10 protein-coding genes are annotated in these 15,859 nt (G+C 72.3%); 8 read left to right on the forward strand and 2 right to left on the reverse strand.

Going from position 1 to position 15,859, the window contains the following annotated elements:
- Positions 1–151 precede the first annotated feature (151 nt).
- A complete protein-coding gene (locus tag ACOBQB_RS25845; RefSeq protein WP_423594707.1) occupies positions 152–2,557 on the reverse strand; it encodes a tetratricopeptide repeat protein in 2,406 nt (801 codons plus the stop codon).
- Between the two features lie 182 nt (positions 2,558–2,739).
- On the opposite strand from ACOBQB_RS25845, the gene ACOBQB_RS25850 reads away from it, so the two are divergent.
- From ACOBQB_RS25850 to ACOBQB_RS25885, 8 genes are all read left to right on the forward strand, one after another.
- Positions 2,740–4,155: an FG-GAP-like repeat-containing protein gene (locus tag ACOBQB_RS25850; protein ID WP_423594709.1), complete on the forward strand. Its 1,416-nt coding sequence runs from the start codon at positions 2,740–2,742 to the stop codon at positions 4,153–4,155.
- A gap of 329 nt (positions 4,156–4,484) precedes the next feature.
- Positions 4,485–5,060 carry an NADPH-dependent FMN reductase gene (locus ACOBQB_RS25855; protein WP_423594711.1) on the forward strand — a complete coding sequence of 192 codons (576 nt, stop codon included), beginning with the start codon at positions 4,485–4,487 and terminating at the stop codon, positions 5,058–5,060.
- A 408-nt stretch (positions 5,061–5,468) separates the two neighbouring features.
- Entirely contained in the window at positions 5,469–7,391 is a 1,923-nt protein-coding gene (locus ACOBQB_RS25860; protein WP_423594713.1) for a PQQ-binding-like beta-propeller repeat protein, read from the forward strand.
- The gene (locus ACOBQB_RS25865; protein WP_423594715.1) at positions 7,388–8,725 is read left to right on the forward strand and encodes an MFS transporter; all 1,338 of its coding nucleotides are present in this window, start codon (positions 7,388–7,390) and stop codon (positions 8,723–8,725) included. Before ACOBQB_RS25860 ends, ACOBQB_RS25865 begins: the two co-directional genes overlap by 4 nt.
- Entirely contained in the window at positions 8,722–9,480 is a 759-nt protein-coding gene (locus ACOBQB_RS25870; RefSeq protein ID WP_423594717.1) for a GTP cyclohydrolase II, read from the forward strand. The genes ACOBQB_RS25865 and ACOBQB_RS25870 overlap by 4 nt, the downstream gene beginning before the upstream one ends.
- Complete coding sequence (locus ACOBQB_RS25875; RefSeq protein WP_423594719.1) at positions 9,477–11,159, forward strand: WD40 repeat domain-containing protein; 1,683 nt, start codon at positions 9,477–9,479, stop codon at positions 11,157–11,159. The genes ACOBQB_RS25870 and ACOBQB_RS25875 overlap by 4 nt, the downstream gene beginning before the upstream one ends.
- Positions 11,160–11,172: 13 nt before the next feature.
- Positions 11,173–12,159 (forward strand): formylglycine-generating enzyme family protein, encoded by a 987-nt coding sequence (locus ACOBQB_RS25880; protein WP_423594721.1) that lies wholly within the window; start codon positions 11,173–11,175, stop codon positions 12,157–12,159.
- Positions 12,160–12,197: 38 nt separating this feature from the next.
- Positions 12,198–13,247: a hypothetical protein gene (locus ACOBQB_RS25885; RefSeq protein WP_423594723.1), complete on the forward strand. Its 1,050-nt coding sequence runs from the start codon at positions 12,198–12,200 to the stop codon at positions 13,245–13,247.
- Between the two features lie 8 nt (positions 13,248–13,255).
- Here the strand turns inward: ACOBQB_RS25885 and ACOBQB_RS25890 are convergent, their stop codons facing one another.
- Entirely contained in the window at positions 13,256–15,856 is a 2,601-nt protein-coding gene (locus ACOBQB_RS25890; RefSeq protein ID WP_423594725.1) for a bifunctional FO biosynthesis protein CofGH, read from the reverse strand.
- Positions 15,857–15,859: the final 3 nt, after the last annotated feature.

Below are 15,859 nucleotides of genomic sequence, written 5' to 3' on the forward strand. Positions count from 1 at the left end.
TGCGCAGCACTGTAATCGAACGGGAGCGATCGATTCCGGCGGCAAGGGGTATGCGGTAAGACGCCCCTGAGGTCCCCGAGGTCGCTTTTGAACGACGTTCACCGGAGCTTCGCAAGTGCTACGAAAGGGCTGCGGGTGGACTGCCGAAGGGCTACGGAACGCTTGATTCCGGGGGGCCCAGGATGCGCTCCCGCTGCTCCCGCGCCCACGTGTACGCCGGGTCGGTCCGCAGCGCCTCGTCCAGTGACGCGAGCGCCTCGTCCGTGCGGCCGAGGGCTTCCAGGGACAGGGCCCTGCTGCCCCACGCCCACGCGTACCCCGGATCCAGGGCGAGGGCGCGCTCGTACTCGGCGACGGCCTCCTCGTGGCGGCCCGTGAAGCGCAGCACGTCGCCCCGCTCGCCCCGGGTGCCCGCCGCGTCCGGGGCGAGTTCCTCGGCGCGGTCGAGGTCGGCGAGGGCGCCGGCGGTGTCGCCGAGGGACTGCCGCACGCGGGCCCTGCGGGTCAGCGCCCAGGCGTAGTCCGGCCACAGGGCGATCGCGCGGTCCAGGTCGGCCAGGGCCTCGCGGGCGCGGCCGAGCGTGAACTTGGCCTGCCCCCGGCTGCCCAGGGTCAGCGGCTCCCGCGGGTGCAGGGCGTGCGCGCGGTCCAGCCAGGGCAGCGCCTCGTCCGGGCGGCCCATGCGACGGTAGGTCTCGCCGCGGTCCCGCAGCACCCACTCCGCGCCCGGAGCGGCCTCCTCGGCCGCGTCCAGGTGGCGCAGCGCCGTCTCGTACTCGCCGAGGGCGCGGTGGGTGATGGCGAGGCCGTGGTGGCCCCACGGGTCGGCGGGGTCCAGGGCGACGGCCCGCTCGTGGGAGCCCAGCGCCTCGCGCAGCCGGCCCAGGTGGAAGAGCCGCAGCCCGTGCGCGTTGTACGCGGCGACGCGGCCCGCGTCGTCCAGACCGGGGCGGGAGAGGAGGAGCTCCAGCACCGCGAGGGCGCCGGTCCGTTCGTCGGTGAGCGCGGTCCGGCAGGCGTCGGACCAGGCCCGCAGGTGCTCCGCGCCCGTGTCCTCGGCGGCGTCCGCCACCACCCCCGCCCAGGCGCGGGCCACCGCCGTGTCCGCGTGGCAGGCGTCGACCCCCTCGCGCAGGACGCCGGGCAGCGCGGCACGCGGCGCGGCGCACAGCAGGTGGTACAGCTCCTCGACGCACACCGCACGCCACTCGGCGCGCATCCAGGGGCGTCCCGGCTCGCCCCGGATCTCGTCCTCCAGCGCGCGGCGCCGCCGCTCGTACAGCCCCGCGAGGCGGGTGTGGACCGCGCTCCACAGCGCGGGCGCGGCGTGGCGGCGCAGGCGCAGCATCGGGGCGCGGACGACGCCGTGGTAGCGCGCCACTCCTTTGCGGTCGGACCGCACGAACGGCATGGTGCGCAGCCACGCGTACAGCTCCGCCGGGTCTACGCCGCCGCCCTCGCCGGTGGCGGCCCGGACGACCTCCTCGTCCAGGCGGCGGGGCAGCGCGCAGGCCAGTGCGGCCGCGCGGCGGGCCGGGTCCTGCTCCCACTTCAAGAAGCGCTCCACGGCCGTGGCGCTCGGGTCGCCCACGTCGTCGGGGGCCGCGGGGCCGCTCTCGGCGAGCGTGGAGACGAGCACGGGCAGGCGGCCCGTGAGACGCAGCACCTCGGCGACCACCGGTTCCTCGGTGACCCCCTTGGCGGTGAGCAGCTCGCGCGCCTCGGTCTCCGTGAAGGGCCGCAGGGGCAGGTCGGCGGCGAAGTCGGCGGCGCCCTGCCAGCGGACAGGGTCGAGGGACCGCTGCCCGGCGGTGACCACGACGGTGTGGGCGGGGAGTTCGCCGTACCGGTCGGTCGTCATCACGTCGGGCAGCCAGCGGTCGAGGAACGGCGCCGTCCGCTCGTACGTGTCGAAGAAGAGGACGAGCCACGGCGCGGTGTCGGCGGCCTCGGCCAGCTCCTCCAGGAGCACGGGGGTGAGCGCGCGCTCCGGTTCCAGGACGAGGCGGGCGTCCTCCTGGCTGCGGAAACGGGCCCGCAGCCGGTCGGCGCCCAGCGCGAGGCGGTCGGCGTCGACGACACCGGCGAGGGCGCCCACGACGGGGACCATGCCGAGGCCGACGACCCCGGCGCGGGCCGCCACGGCGCTGCCCGTGGACAGCGCCTCGGGCCCCGGCTCGCGCACGGCGGCCGCGACGGCCTCGTGACTGCGCTGCCGGTAGGTGGCGAGGGCCCGCTCCAGCCGCTTCAGCGTCCGGCCCTGCTGGGAGAATTGGGCGGCCACCTCGGCGAACACCTCGGGGATGCCGATCGCGCCCTCGTCCACGTACGCGACGAGGGCGCCCCGGTCGCGGGCCAGCTGCGCCATCTCGCGTACCAGCGACGTCTTGCCGACGCCCGCGTGGCCGTGCACATGGAAGAGGAAGCGGTGCCGGTCGTCGTCCGGCGGCAGCTCGAAGTTGGCCCGGAACAGGCGCAGTTCCGCCCGGCGTCCGACGAAGCCCGCCTGCCGTCTGCGCCGGATGAGCTCCTGCATCGAGACCCTCGCGCGCGCCATCCCGCACCTCCCCTGCCCAGTGGTCCTCGACCAGTCTCACGCACAGATGCGGGGAGAAGGGTGAACGACGGCTGTCCTCCGATGAACGTCCGCATCTCGTAACGGAGTTCCTGCGGTATACAACCTTCACTCGAAACGACCCGTCTCCCGTGACGCCACAGACGTTCCCCACAGGAGGCACCGTGCCCCGCCGCACCCTCATCACCGCCATCGCGGTCGCCGCGCTGACGACCCCCCTCGCGCTCTGCGCCACCTCCGGTTCCGCGTCGGCCGCGCCCGTGCCGCCCCGCACGCCGATGACCGACTTCAACCACGACGGGTACGCCGACCTCGCGATCTCCGCGGTCGGCGGCTACGAGGGCACGACGCCCGGCCGGGTCACGGTCGTGTACGGCTCGGCCGCGGGGCCCGACACCGCGCGTTCCAAGACCTTCGGCCGCGCCACGCCCGGTGTCCCCGGCGACCCGCAGGACGGCGGGCGGTTCGGGCAGGAGACGGCCGCCGCCGACCTCGACGGCGACCAGTACACCGACCTCGTCGTCGCCGGTTCCGACGGCGGCGCGGTCGTCCTGTGGGGCTCCGCGTCGGGTCTGTCCGGCGAGGGCAGCGCCCGGCTGCCCTGGCGGGGCGGGCACGTCACCGCGGGCGACTTCAACGGCGACGGCAACCGCGACCTGGTCACCGTCGACTTCGAGGGTGAGGCCGACCCGGGGGAGGACATCCAGGGGATGTCCCTCTCGTACGGCCCGTTCACGCGCGACGGCAAGGCGGCCAGCAAGCAGCAGGTGCCGACGAGCAGGACCTTCGGCCCGGCCGCGTTCGTGGTCGGCGACGTCACGGGCGACGGCGCCGACGACATCGTCTCCAGCCACGGCTTCGAGGAGAAGGCGCACGCCAGCCGGTTCTGGAAGGGCGGCAAGGACGGCGTGAGCACCACGTCGCAGCCGCTCGCGGCCTCCCTCGGCGGGGCGGTCGCGGACGTCGACAAGGACGGCTACGGCGACCTGATCGTCCGCGACATCGGCGACAACTACGAGGACATGCCGTACCAGAAGGGCACGATTCTCATCAAGTACGGTTCGGCGTCCGGGCCTTCGACGACCCGCACGGCGAAGCTCACCCAGGAGACGGCGGGCGTGCCCGGCGTCGGCGAGGAGGGCGACGAGTTCGGCTCCTCGATCAGCGCGGGCGACGTCAACGGCGACGGCTACGCGGACGTCGCCGTAGGCATCCCCGGCGAGGACATCGAGTCCGTCAGGGACGCCGGGAGCACCGTGCTGCTCAAGGGCTCCCGCGCCGGCCTGACCGGCACGGGCGCGCAGGCCTTCCAGCAATCCACGGCCGGGGTCCCCGGCGTCTCCGAGAAGGACGACACGTTCGGCGGCCAGGTCCTGCTGTCCGACACGAACAAGGACGGCGAGGCCGACCTGACGGCGACCGCCCCGCTGGAGGACGGCACCTACGCCGACTCCGGCGCCGCCTGGCACCTGCGCGGCTCCGCGAGAGGCCTGACGGTCACGGGCATCACGTCCTTCGGCCCGGCCGCGCTCGGCGCCCCGGACAAGAGCGTGCGGTTCGGCGACGTACTGGCCCGGTAGTCGTTTCCGGGCGGACTCCCTGGCGGGCCCGCCCGGCAGGCCCCTCGGTGTCCCATAAAATCGATGGCCAGGCCATGAACAGTACGTCACCTTATTGGCCTGGAAAATCGTTCAGCCTTTTCGCGTCAGCATTGCCCGCCCCTTGAGCCCGTCGACGCCGATTCCACCCAAAAGGGTGAGTTAATCAGCAGCGCTCCACGCTGACCTGCACCGCCGCCGGGCCCGGCATCCGTGCGCCACGAAATTCCCCTTGCCCCTATAGACGGTGCGACCCGGCTTCTGCCAGCCTTACTCATGTCGCAATAAGGGGCCCCGAAAGGGAAGCGGGAATGGCGATGGTAAGGACGCATCAGATTGTCCTGATCTCCGGCAGCATTCGCCGGAAATCATTGAACAGCCGATTGCTGTCAGTACTGGAAAGCATTTCTACAAGCCGTCCCGATATCGCTCGGGCCGAATTTCTCGATATTCGCCGGCTCCCTTTTTACGACGGCGACAAAGAGACGGAGAACGTGCCCGCCGAGGTGATCGAGGCGAGGCGGACGGTGGCGTCCTGCGACGGTCTCGTCATCGCGACGCCGGAGTACAACGGAGCGCCGTCGGGCGTCCTGCAGAATGCCCTCGACTGGCTGTCGCGTCCGTGGGGCGACAGTCCGCTGACCGGCAAACCTGTGGCCACGCTCAGCGCCTCACCCGGTGCGGGAGGAGCGCGCTGCGCCCAGGACCGGCTCCGGCAGATCCTGAGCCGTTCAGGAGCCGAACCCGTCGGCGAACCCCTCGCCGTCCCTCGCGCCGACTGGCTGTGGGACGCGGAACTCTCCGATGACCGTTCGGTGTTGGCCGGCAACCTGACGGACTTGCTGGAGACGTTGATCTCCGCCCGCGTGCCCTCTCCGTCCGCCTGACCGGTTCCGGCCGCCCCTTCAAGAGCCGCCGCCCCTTCAAGAGCCGCCGCCCCCTCAAGAGCCGCGCCCCTTCAAGAGCCGCCGCTCTTCAAGAGCCGCCGCTCTTCAAAAGCTGCTCCCCGTGCCCTCCGGGGAGCGCCCGATGCGCCATCCACCGGGTGGTGCACCCCGTACCGCCGACCCAGACAGGGAGGTGAGCTCCATGCGCAAGCCCGTCCGCTGCGACCCGTGGCCCTGGATCAGCTGATCCCGTGGGCGCTTCTGCCGCTGACCCGTGGTCAGCGTGTGCCCCGCCGATAAGAGGCGGCCGCCGTCCTTCGGGGAGTCCTTGAGGTTCTCCCCCTCGGCACGGCGGCCGCCTTACCGCATCGCCTCCGCCCCGTGCCCGGAAGGAAACACCGGTCGCCCATGGATCTCACCGAACGCATTACCCGTATCGTCCATCAACAGGGCCGTGGCCTTGTCGCCTCCGACGCGCTCGGCAACGTCCACCTGCTGGACAAAGACCTGAAACTACTGGCCTCCTCCGGTGCCACGTCCAGCGCGCAGGCACCGGCCGGCGCGCCCATCTTCGCGATGACCCTCACCGACCGGTGGATCATCACCAGGGACAAGCTCGGCACCATCTCCCGCTGGGACGCCGAGACCCTGCACCTGCTCGACCGGCTCGACGCCGCCGCCCCCTGCGACCGGGCCCTGCTCATGGACGGCGAGGAGCCGTCGCCCACCATGGTCCGCGGCATCGGCGTGTGGAACGGCAAGGTCTACCTCAGCAACGGCTACTTCCAGCTCCTGGTCCTGGACCTGGAGACCTTCGCCGTGGAACGCGTCCAGCCGTGGGACCCCAAGTTCGCGCGCCTTGAGTGGTTCTGCACCGACGCCCCGGAGGTGCAGGCGGTCGCCGACCGCAGCGGCCGGGTCTACATCGGCTCGCTCGGCGAGCTGGACTTCCCCGTCGTGAGCCAGGTCGACAGCTCCAACATCCACCGGCTGCTGTACGACCGCCGCCACCACCGGTTCTGGGCCACGCTCGACGGCGGCACCGGCGACGACCGGGGCATCCGCAACGGCGTGGCCACCGTCGGGCTCGACGGGCAGGTCCTGGAGCGTTCCCTCTTCGCCCGCAACGACGTGGAGGCGATGGCGTTCTCGCCGGACTTCTCCAAGGCGTACGTCGGCGGTTTCGACGGCGAGCTGCTCATCTTCGACAACACCGCGCCCGAGCTGCGCGTCGAGAAGCGGGTCACCGGCTTCAGCCACCAGATCTTCGACTGTGCCGTCGACGACGACGGCGCCGTCCACGTCCTCACGCAGGACGGGGAGATCGCCACGTTCGACCCCGAGGGCAACTACCTCAACCGGCTCGGCTACCAGCGCCAGTGTGCCTGGGACATCCGTCCCGTACCCGGCCACGACGGGCGGTTCGCGGTGGCGACGGACGACGGGGCCGCCCTCGTCGACGTGGTGGAGCCGTGCGCGGGGCACCCGGCGCTCCACCTGGCGGCCCACGACGCGAGCGGCTCCGGTTTCACCCGCCGCATCCTGCCGACCGAGGACGGCTGGTTCGGCATCGCCTGGCCGCGCGAGGTCTTCCGGGTCACGGGCGACACCCGCGCCTGGACCGTGGAGCTGCCGGACATCGTCCACACGCTCGCCGTGTCCCCCGACGGCACCCGCCTGCTGGCGGCCTGCAACACGGGCGGCATCGAGCTGGACGCGCGGACGGGACAGGAGACCGGCCGGATCGACGACCTGCCCGCCTCCGCCTGGGTGAGCGGCTATCTCGCGGACGGGCGACGCCTGCTCGGCACCCGCAACGGCCTCCTGCGCGCGTACGACGCGGAGGGCGCCGTCACGTGGAAGCTCGACCTGGGCGGCTACCCCAAGCGCCTGGACGTGGTCGGCGACGACCGCATCCGGGTGACGGGCTCGGGAGGGGTGAAGGAGTACCTCGCCGACGCCGAGAAGATGGACCGGCAGTTCGTCGAGCTCTTCGACAACACCGTGGAGACCGCCACCCTGATCGACGGCACCCTGTGCGCGGTCTCCTACGGCATGCAGCTCGGCGCCTTCGACTACGCCACCGGTGAACTCGTGGGCTTTGTCGAGGACTTGCCCGACTTCACCAAGAGCATCGCCTCGTTCCACGACTCCACCGGCGCGCCGGTGATCGTCGCCGGCGGCCGCGGCGGCTTCCTGCGGCTGTACCGCCTGGACCGCGCCAACCCGGAGCAGGTCCTGCGCCCCCTGCGCGAGCTGTGGCTGCCGCGGACCCGGGCGTCCGGCTCCTTCGACGTCCGAGCGGCGGCCGACGGCGCGGACTTCCGATGAACCGGGCCGGCGGGTCCGGGGATCGGCCCAGCGGCGTCCCCGCCGCCGCCGGCGCCCCGACCGCCCCCGTGGACCGGGAGCCCTCACCGTTCGCAGACCGTCGCTTCCGCGTCTTCGCCACGGGCAACGCGCTGAACAACGTGGGCGAGTCCGTCTACGCCACGGTGCTGCCCCTGATGGTCTACGACCTGACCGGCTCCCTGGCCTCGATGTCCCTGCTGGCCGCGGCCGTCCCGGTGAGTCTGGTCGCGGCGCCGTGGCTCGGCTCCGCGGCCGACCGGTGGGGGCCGCGCGTCCTGGTGGTGCCCGGACTGCTGGTGCAGGCGACGGGCGCCATCGTGATGAACCTGTGCATGGTGGCCGGGTACTCACCGACCTGGCTGCTGTTCGGCTGCGCGCTGCTGGTGGCGCTGGGCGGTTCCGCCTACCTCACCGGCTGGGTCACCGGCGTACCGGCCATGTTCCCGCAGTGCCCCGTACGCGCACGCGGCACGCTGAACAGCGTCTTCTTCGCCACCACCGTGGCCGGTCCGCTGCTCACGGCCGCCCTGTTGCCGTGGACCGGTTACGCGGGCCTGCTGTGGCTGAACATCGTCACCTTCGCGGCGCCCATCGCCGTATGGGCGATCGGCGTCCATCCCCCGCGTAGGGCGGTGAAGCCCGCGGGCCGGGCGCGCGCCGGGCGCGGGCTGCGCGAGGGATGGCGGGCCGTCAGCTCCGACCAGCGGCTGCTGACCATGACCGTCGTCCACGTCGCCCTGTCGCTGGTCTGCGGCGCCGGGCTACAGGCCCTGGTCGTCTACGACCTGCGGGACTCCTGGCAGCTGTCCGGCTCGGCGGCCTCGGCGGTGATCCTGGGAGCCAACTCGTGCATGCTGCTGGGCAATCTGCTGGTGGCCCAGCGCGCCACGTTCCGGCCCCGCCTGTCGTTGACGCTCGGCACGTGCCTGCGGGCCCTGACGCTCTTCTTGCTCATGGCCCCGCTGTGGCCCGTCTTCTTCGGTGCGCTGGCCCTGGGCGCGCTCGGCCAGGGCGCCGTGCTGAGCACGGTGGTGATGATGCGCGTGAAGTACCTGCCGCAGGAAGTACTGGGGCGCTCCTCGGGGCTGCTGTCCCTGCTGGCCGGCGGCGCGGCCCTGCTGTCGCCGGTCGTCACCCCCGCGCTCAGCCACACCCTCGGCGTCCGCGGGGCGTTCTGCGCCCTGGGCGTCCTGTCGCTGAGCACCCTTGTGTACCTGCACCGCACCTGGCGGGCCTGGGACGCCGCGGACCGGGCCTCACCCGCCGGCTCCCGCATGGCTTCAGCGGACGCCGCCCCCCGGGAGAGGACATGACGCTCATCGGACGCACCACCGACACCACGACGGAAGCGGTACGCACGACGACGACCGGCCTGCCAGGAGGAGCCGCGGCCGAACCCGCCACCCCCGTACCCGTTCCCGCACCCGCCACCCCCGCACCCCCGGAACAACTCAAGACGGCCGCGCGGATCCGCGCCTCCGTCCCCGTACCGGTCCGCTGCGACGGCCGGGTGCACCCCGCCACCCTGACGACCTTCCACGAACTCGTGGACGGCCGGGAGCACCTCGCCGTGCTGCTGGGCCCCGCCATCACCTCCGTCCCCTTGGTCCGGCTGCATTCCGAATGCCTCACCGGGGACGTGTTCGCCTCCGAACGGTGCGACCGCGGCGCCCAGCTGGACGAGGCGCTGAGCCGGATCACCGCGACCGGAGGCGTGCTGCTCTACCTGCGGCAGGAGGGCCGGGGCATCGGCCTGTACAACAAACTCGACGCCTACCGCCTCCAGGGCCACGGCCTGGACACCTACGCCGCCAACCGCGCGCTGGGGCTGGAGGAGGACGCCCGGGACTACACGGCGGCCGCGCAGATGCTCACCGCCCTCGGGCATCACGAAATCGACCTGCTCACCAACAACCCGGACAAACGGCTCCAGTTGGAACGGCATGGGGTCCGGGTCCGCTCCGTGGTGCCCACCGGGGTCCATATGACGGCGCACAACTCCGCGTACCTGAAGGCCAAAGCCACGATCACCGCGCACACGCTTTCCACGGAAGGACCGCAGACATGATCCGCCACCAGGGCCCCATCAGCGGCATCGCGACGCAGGGCGGCCGGTACGTGGCCACCGCCGGCTACGACAACCAGATCATCCTGTGGGAGGCCAAGACCCGGCGGCCCCTGGCCCGCGCGGTCCACGACCATCTCGCCAACCAGGTCACGTTCAGCCCGGACGGCCGGTATCTGCTCAGCTCGTCCAGTGACTACACCGCCCGGCTGTGGACGGTGCCGGATCTCAAGCTCCGAGCCGTGCTGTCCGACCACGACGACGACGTGGAGATGTCCGTCTTCCATCCGTCCCGGAAACTGCTCGCCACGGCCTCCCGCGACCACCACGTCCGGGTGTACGACTACGCCGGGACCTCGGTGGCCCGCTTCGCCGGTCATCGCGCCGACGTCATCTCGGTGGAGTGGCTCACCGGCAGCGACGAACTGGTCTCCTCCAGCGACGACGGGACGGTGAAGCGCTGGTCGCTGGCGACCGGCGGCCTCACCGCCGACATCGACCTCGACGGCGTCGAGACCGACACCATCGCGATCACCGCCTCCGGCCTGGTGTACGCGGGCAACGACAAGGGCGAGGTCGTGGCCCTGGCCGACGGCGGCACGCAGGCCTTCCCGGCGCATGAGGCCGGCATCAAACGGCTGGTGTGGAACGAGGAAGCGGCTTCCCTGGTCAGTCTCAGCTACGACCGGACCCTGAAGATCTGGCGGACCGGCTCCGCCGACGGCCGCCCCGTCCTGGCCCGCACGGCGGTACTGCCGGCACAGGTCTGGCCCCGTTCCTGCGCGTTCCTCGACCAGGGGACGCTGGTGTTCGGCACCTTCGGCTCCTCGTACGCCGTGTACGACATCGCACGCGACGCCTGGGACCTGGAGGGCGTCGAGCCGACGTCGGCGCTGAACGCGGTCACGGTGGCCGGGGGCCGTGTGTACACCGTCGGGGACTCCGGTGTCGTCCACACCGACGGCAAGTCCGCTGCCCGGACGGGAAGCCTGTGCAACTTCCTGGTCGCCGTCGGCGGACGCGTGCTGACCGGCGGCCAGCTGGGCAGGCTGTTCGACGCCGGCACGGGCGCGGTCCTGCTGGAGCACCGCTCGCCGCTGAACTGCGCGGCGGCCTTCGAACGGGACGGGGCTCCGCACGTCGTCGTCGGCGCGTACACCGGCGAGGGTCTGGTCCTGCGGGTCGACGAGGATGAGGTGCGGCACATCGCGACGCTGCCGCTGCACGCCAACGCCGTCAAAGGGGTCGCGGTCAGCGACGGAACCCTCTTCGCCGTGTGCGCGGACACGGCCGCCTCCTGGTTCCGCACCGACACGCTCACCGAGACCGCCCGGCTGGAAGGAGCGCACGGGCGGATCGCCAACGGCTGTGCCGCGCTGCCCGGCGGCCGCTTCGCGAGCGTCAGCCGCGACCTCAAGCTGCGGCTGTGGCACGGCACCGAGGCGCTGCCCCTCCCCACCCCGCACGACCACTCCATCAAATGCGTGGCCGCCTCCGCGGACGGCCGGCACATCGCCACCGGTTCCTACTTCGGCACCCTCGCCGTCCACGACACGGTGACCGGCGCCTGGCACGTCACCCGGCCCACGACCGCCGGGATCTCCAGCCTCCACTACGACGCGGCCACCGACCGCTTCCTGGCCACCTCCTACGACGGTGGCGTCCACGAACCGGCCCGCTGAACGGAGGAGTGCGATGCCCAACCCCCCGTACGACAACATCAACGCCCTCGAAGACCGCCAGGCCATGGGTCTGGGCAAGGCCTACAGCGACCGTCTCGACCCGCGCCGGATGCACCGGCAGTGCCGCCGCCTCACCGGTGTCGACCCCGCCGCGCTGGCGCAGGTCGCCGAGGACATCGCCGTCGCCCCCGAGACCCGCCTGGCGGCCGGCACCCTGCTCGCCCTGCACGGCGATCCCCGCATCGACGTCGACTCACCCGCCATGCTCGACGTCCCCGCCGGGAAAGTGCTCCTCGGGCTGTCGCGCCAGCGGGTGGACTCGGTGATCGCGGCCTGGCGGCACGTCGGGGTGCGGCGGGAGTGGATCGCCAAGGAGACACCCGAGTACACGGTGGACATCGCCGCGTTCCGTATCGCCCGCTATCCGGTCACCAACAGCGAGTACCGCGCGTTCCTGCTGGAGACGAAAGCGCCCTGGCTGCCCACCTCCTGGCAGTTCGGCGTCCACCCCGTCCACCTGGCCAACCATCCCGTGTGGACGGTCCCGCCGCAGGCCGCCGACGCCTACGCCGCCTGGCTGTCCCGCCGGACGGGGCGCCGCTTCCGGCTGCCCACCGAAGCCGAGTGGGAGTACGCGGCGGGCGGCGGCGACGGCCGCGAGTACCCGTGGGGGGACCACCTCGCCGCCGACGCCGCCAACACCGTGGAGAGCGGCCCGCTCACCACCACCCCTGTCGGCATCCATCCCGCGGGACGCAGCCCCTTCGGCGCCGACGACATGGGCGGCAACGTCGAGGAGTACGTCAGCGACGACTACCGCCCCTACCCCGGCGGACAGCGGGTCGCCGACGACCTGACGGCGGGCGGCCGCCCCTACCGCGTGGCGCGGGGCGGCAGCTTCACCCGCTACGCCGACCTCGCCCGCTGCCGCCGCCGGCACGGCTGGTACCCGAAGGCGGTGTACGCCATGGGGTTCCGGCTCGCCGAAAGCCCGGTGTGAACGCGCCCCAGGACCGAGCCGCCCCACAGGAGCACACCATGGCCGAACCCCCCGCCGACCTCACCCTCGGCACCATCGGAAGCACCCGCGTCATCGCCGCATCCCCGGCCACGGGCCGCGAACGGCTCGGTTCCGTCGACGACTTCGTCGCCACCCTCAGCGACTTCGACCGCCGCGCCCGCGTCTGCCTGACCGACCCCGGCACCACCGTCGACACGGCGCTCTACCTCGACTACGTCACCGCGCAGGTCATGCCCTGGACACGGGAGGAGACCGACGTCCTGGCCAAGGTGACGGCGGACGTCGACGCCCTGCTGACCGGCCGGTGGCCGGACCTGCTGCCGCCGGTCGTCCACCTGGTGAAGACCACCGGGCAGGAGGAGAGCCGCGCGGCGTACACCCGGCACACCGATACCGTCGTGCTCCCCGCCGCCAAGATCACCCCGGCCCTCGGCCCCGCGCCGGGCGGCGACCCGCTCTTCCCCCGCAGCACCACCACCGGCCTGCGCGACATCCTGCTCCACGAACTCTTCCATGTGATCAGCAAGAACACTCCGCGCCTGCGCGGGGCCCTGTACGGCCTGATCGGCTACACACGACTCGACGCGGCTGTCCCACTCCCCGACGTGCCCTGGCCCTCCCCCGCCTCTCCCACGACCCTGCCGGACCTCAAGGTCACCAATCCCGACAGCCCGAACCTGGACGTCTCCATCACGCTGCCCGTGCCGCCGGGTCCGGAGACCGGGGCGGGGGCCGAGCCGACCGAGCGTCCTCTGCTGCCCGTGCTCACGGCCAACGGCCCCTACCGGGGCGGGAGCTTCTTCTCGTACATCACCTGGTCCTTCTTCGCGCTGAAGCAGGACAGGACAGGCTGGACGGTCGACGAAGGGCCCGACGGCCGCCCGCTGTCGTACGTCATGACACCGGGCAGCGACCTGTGGGAGAGGTACCTGGAGCGGGTGGGAAGGAACGCCCAGGGCGAGCTGTTCCACCCCGACGAGGTGATCGCCCAGAACTTCGTCCCCGCCGCCCTGCTGCCCTCCTTGAGCCTGCTGTCACAGGTGGACCGGGTTCTCGGCGAGGCCTGATCAGCCGGTCAGTCGGCCAGCGGCAGCAACTCCGGCAGGTGCCCGTCCGAGGCCGCGGCGGCCCGCTGCCGCTCCTCGGGCACCGCGCCGTACAGCGTCGTGCGCGGCTTCGCGGGCCGCCCCGCGGCCTCCGCGATGGCCACCAGGTCCTCGATGGACCGGTAGGACCCATAACTGGAGCCCGCCATACGGGAGATGGTCTCCTCCATCAGCGTGCCGCCCAGGTCGTTCGCCCCGGACCGCAGCATCTCGGCGGCGCCCTCCTGGCCCAGCTTCACCCAGCTGGTCTGGATGTTGGGGATGTGCGGGTGCAGCAGGACCCGCGCCATGGCCGTGACGGCGCGGTTGTCGCGGGTGGTGGGCCCCGGCCGGGCGATGCCCGCCAGATAGACCGGCGCGTTCGTGTGGATGAAGGGCAGCGTCACGAACTCCGTGAAACCACCGGTCTCTTGCTGGATCGCGGCCAGCGTGCGCAAGTGGCCGAGCCAGTGCCGGGGCTGGTCCACATGGCCGTACATCATCGTGGAGCTCGACCGGATGCCCAGCTCGTGCGCGGTCTTGACGACCTCGATCCAGGTGGCCGCGGGCAGCTTGCCCTTGGTGAGGATCCAGCGGACCTCGTCGTCGAGGATCTCGGCGGCCGTGCCCGGGATGGAGTCGAGCCCCGCCTCCTTCGCGGCGGTCAGCCACTCGCGGATCGAAAGGCCGGTCCTGCTCGCGCCGTTGACGACCTCCATCGGTGAGAAGGCGTGCACGTGCATGCCCGGCACGCGCTCCTTCACGGCCCGCGCGATGTCGAAGTAGGCGGTGCCCGGCAGGTCGGGGTGGATGCCGCCCTGCATGCACACCTCGACGGCGCCCACGTCCCAGGCCTGCGCGGCCCGGTCGGCGACCTGGTCGAGGGAGAGGGTGTACGCGTCCGCGTCGGTCCGCCTCTGCGCGAAGGCGCAGAAGCGGCAGCCGGTGTAACAGACGTTGGTGAAGTTGATGTTGCGGGTGACGATGTACGTGACGTCGTCGCCGTTGACCGTCTTGCGGATGTCGTCGGCGATGCCGCAGAGCGCGTCGAGCGCGGGCCCGTCGGCGTGCAGCAGGGCCAGCGCCTCGTCGTCCGTGAGCTTCGTCGGGTCGTCGGCGGCCGTGGCGAGGGCGGCGCGCACATCGCCGTCGATGCGGGACGGCATCATGCCGGGCGCGGCCTGCTCCCGCAGGGCCTCCCAGTCGCCGTACACCTCGTCGAAGTCCTCCCGCCGGTCGGCGGTGCGGCCGTCCGTGTCGATGGTGCGGTGCAGGTCGGTGCGGCCTGACGACTTGGTGGCGACGTACCCCTCGTCGGGCTCCTGCCAGGGGCGGCCCTCGACGGGGGCGTCGGGGCGGGCGAGGCCGGTCTCCGGGTCGGCGAGGGCCCGCAGGTGCGGAAGGAGCCGCGGGTCCAGCCACGGCTCGCCGCGCCGTACGAACTCGGGGTACACGCACAGCCGTTCGGCGAGCGTGAAGCCGGCAGCCGCGGACCGTGCGGCCAGCTCGTCCAGCTTCGGCCAGGGCTTCTCCGGGTTGACGTGGTCGATCGTGACCGGCGAGACGCCGCCCCAGTCGTCGATGCCGGCGCCGATCAGCCGCTCGTACTCCCCCGCGATGAGGTTCGGCGGCGCCTGGATGTTGCCCGCGGGGCCCATGATGTGCCGGGCGACGGCGATCGTGGCGACGAGGTCGTCGATCTCGGCGTCGGGCATGCCGCGCATCGCCGTGTCCGGCTTGGCGCGGAAGTTCTGGATGATCAGTTCCTGGATGCCGTGGTACGAGCGCGCCACGCGGCGCAGCGCGAACAGCGACTCCGCCCGCTCCTCGTACGTCTCGCCGATCCCGATCAGGAGCCCGCTGGTGAAGGGGACGGACGAACGCCCCGCGTCCTCAAGGACCCGCAGCCGTACGGCCGGTTCCTTGTCGGGCGAGCCGTAGTGCGGCTGCCCGGGCTCGCTCCACAGCCGCTCGGCGGTCGTCTCCAGCATCATGCCCATGCTGGGTGCGACGGGCTTGAGCCGCTGGAAGTCCGTCCAGGTCATGACGCCCGGGTTGAGGTGCGGGAGCAGCCCGGTCTCCTCCAGGATGCGGATGGAGATGGCACGGACGTACGCGATGGTGTCGCCGTACCCCTCGGCCTCCAGCCACTCGCGGGCCTCCGGCCACCGCTCCTCCGGCTTGTCGCCGAGGGTGATGAGGGCTTCCTTGCAGCCCAGTTCGGCGCCGCGCCGGGCGATGTCGAGCACCTCGTCGGGGGACATGAACATGCCGTGGCCGTCGCGGCGCAGCTTGCCGGGCACGGTCACGAAGGTGCAGTAGTGGCACTTGTCGCGGCAGAGCCGGGTGAGCGGGATGAAGACGCTCTTGGAGTACGTGATGACGCCGGGGCGGCCCGCCGCCTCCAGGCCCGCGTCGCGCACCCGGGCGGCGGACGCCGCGAGGTCGTCGAGGTCCGCGCCGCGCGCCTGGAGCAGGACGGCGGCCTCGCTCACGTCGAGCGCGACACCGTCCCTGGCCCGCCTGAGCGCGCGCCGCATGGCGTTCGCGGTGGGTCGTCCGGCCTCGTCGGGCTGCGCGCTGTTGGTCATGTC

Source organism: Streptomyces sp. G5(2025), from assembly GCF_049542075.1.
In the GTDB taxonomy this organism is placed as follows: domain Bacteria; phylum Actinomycetota; class Actinomycetes; order Streptomycetales; family Streptomycetaceae; genus Streptomyces.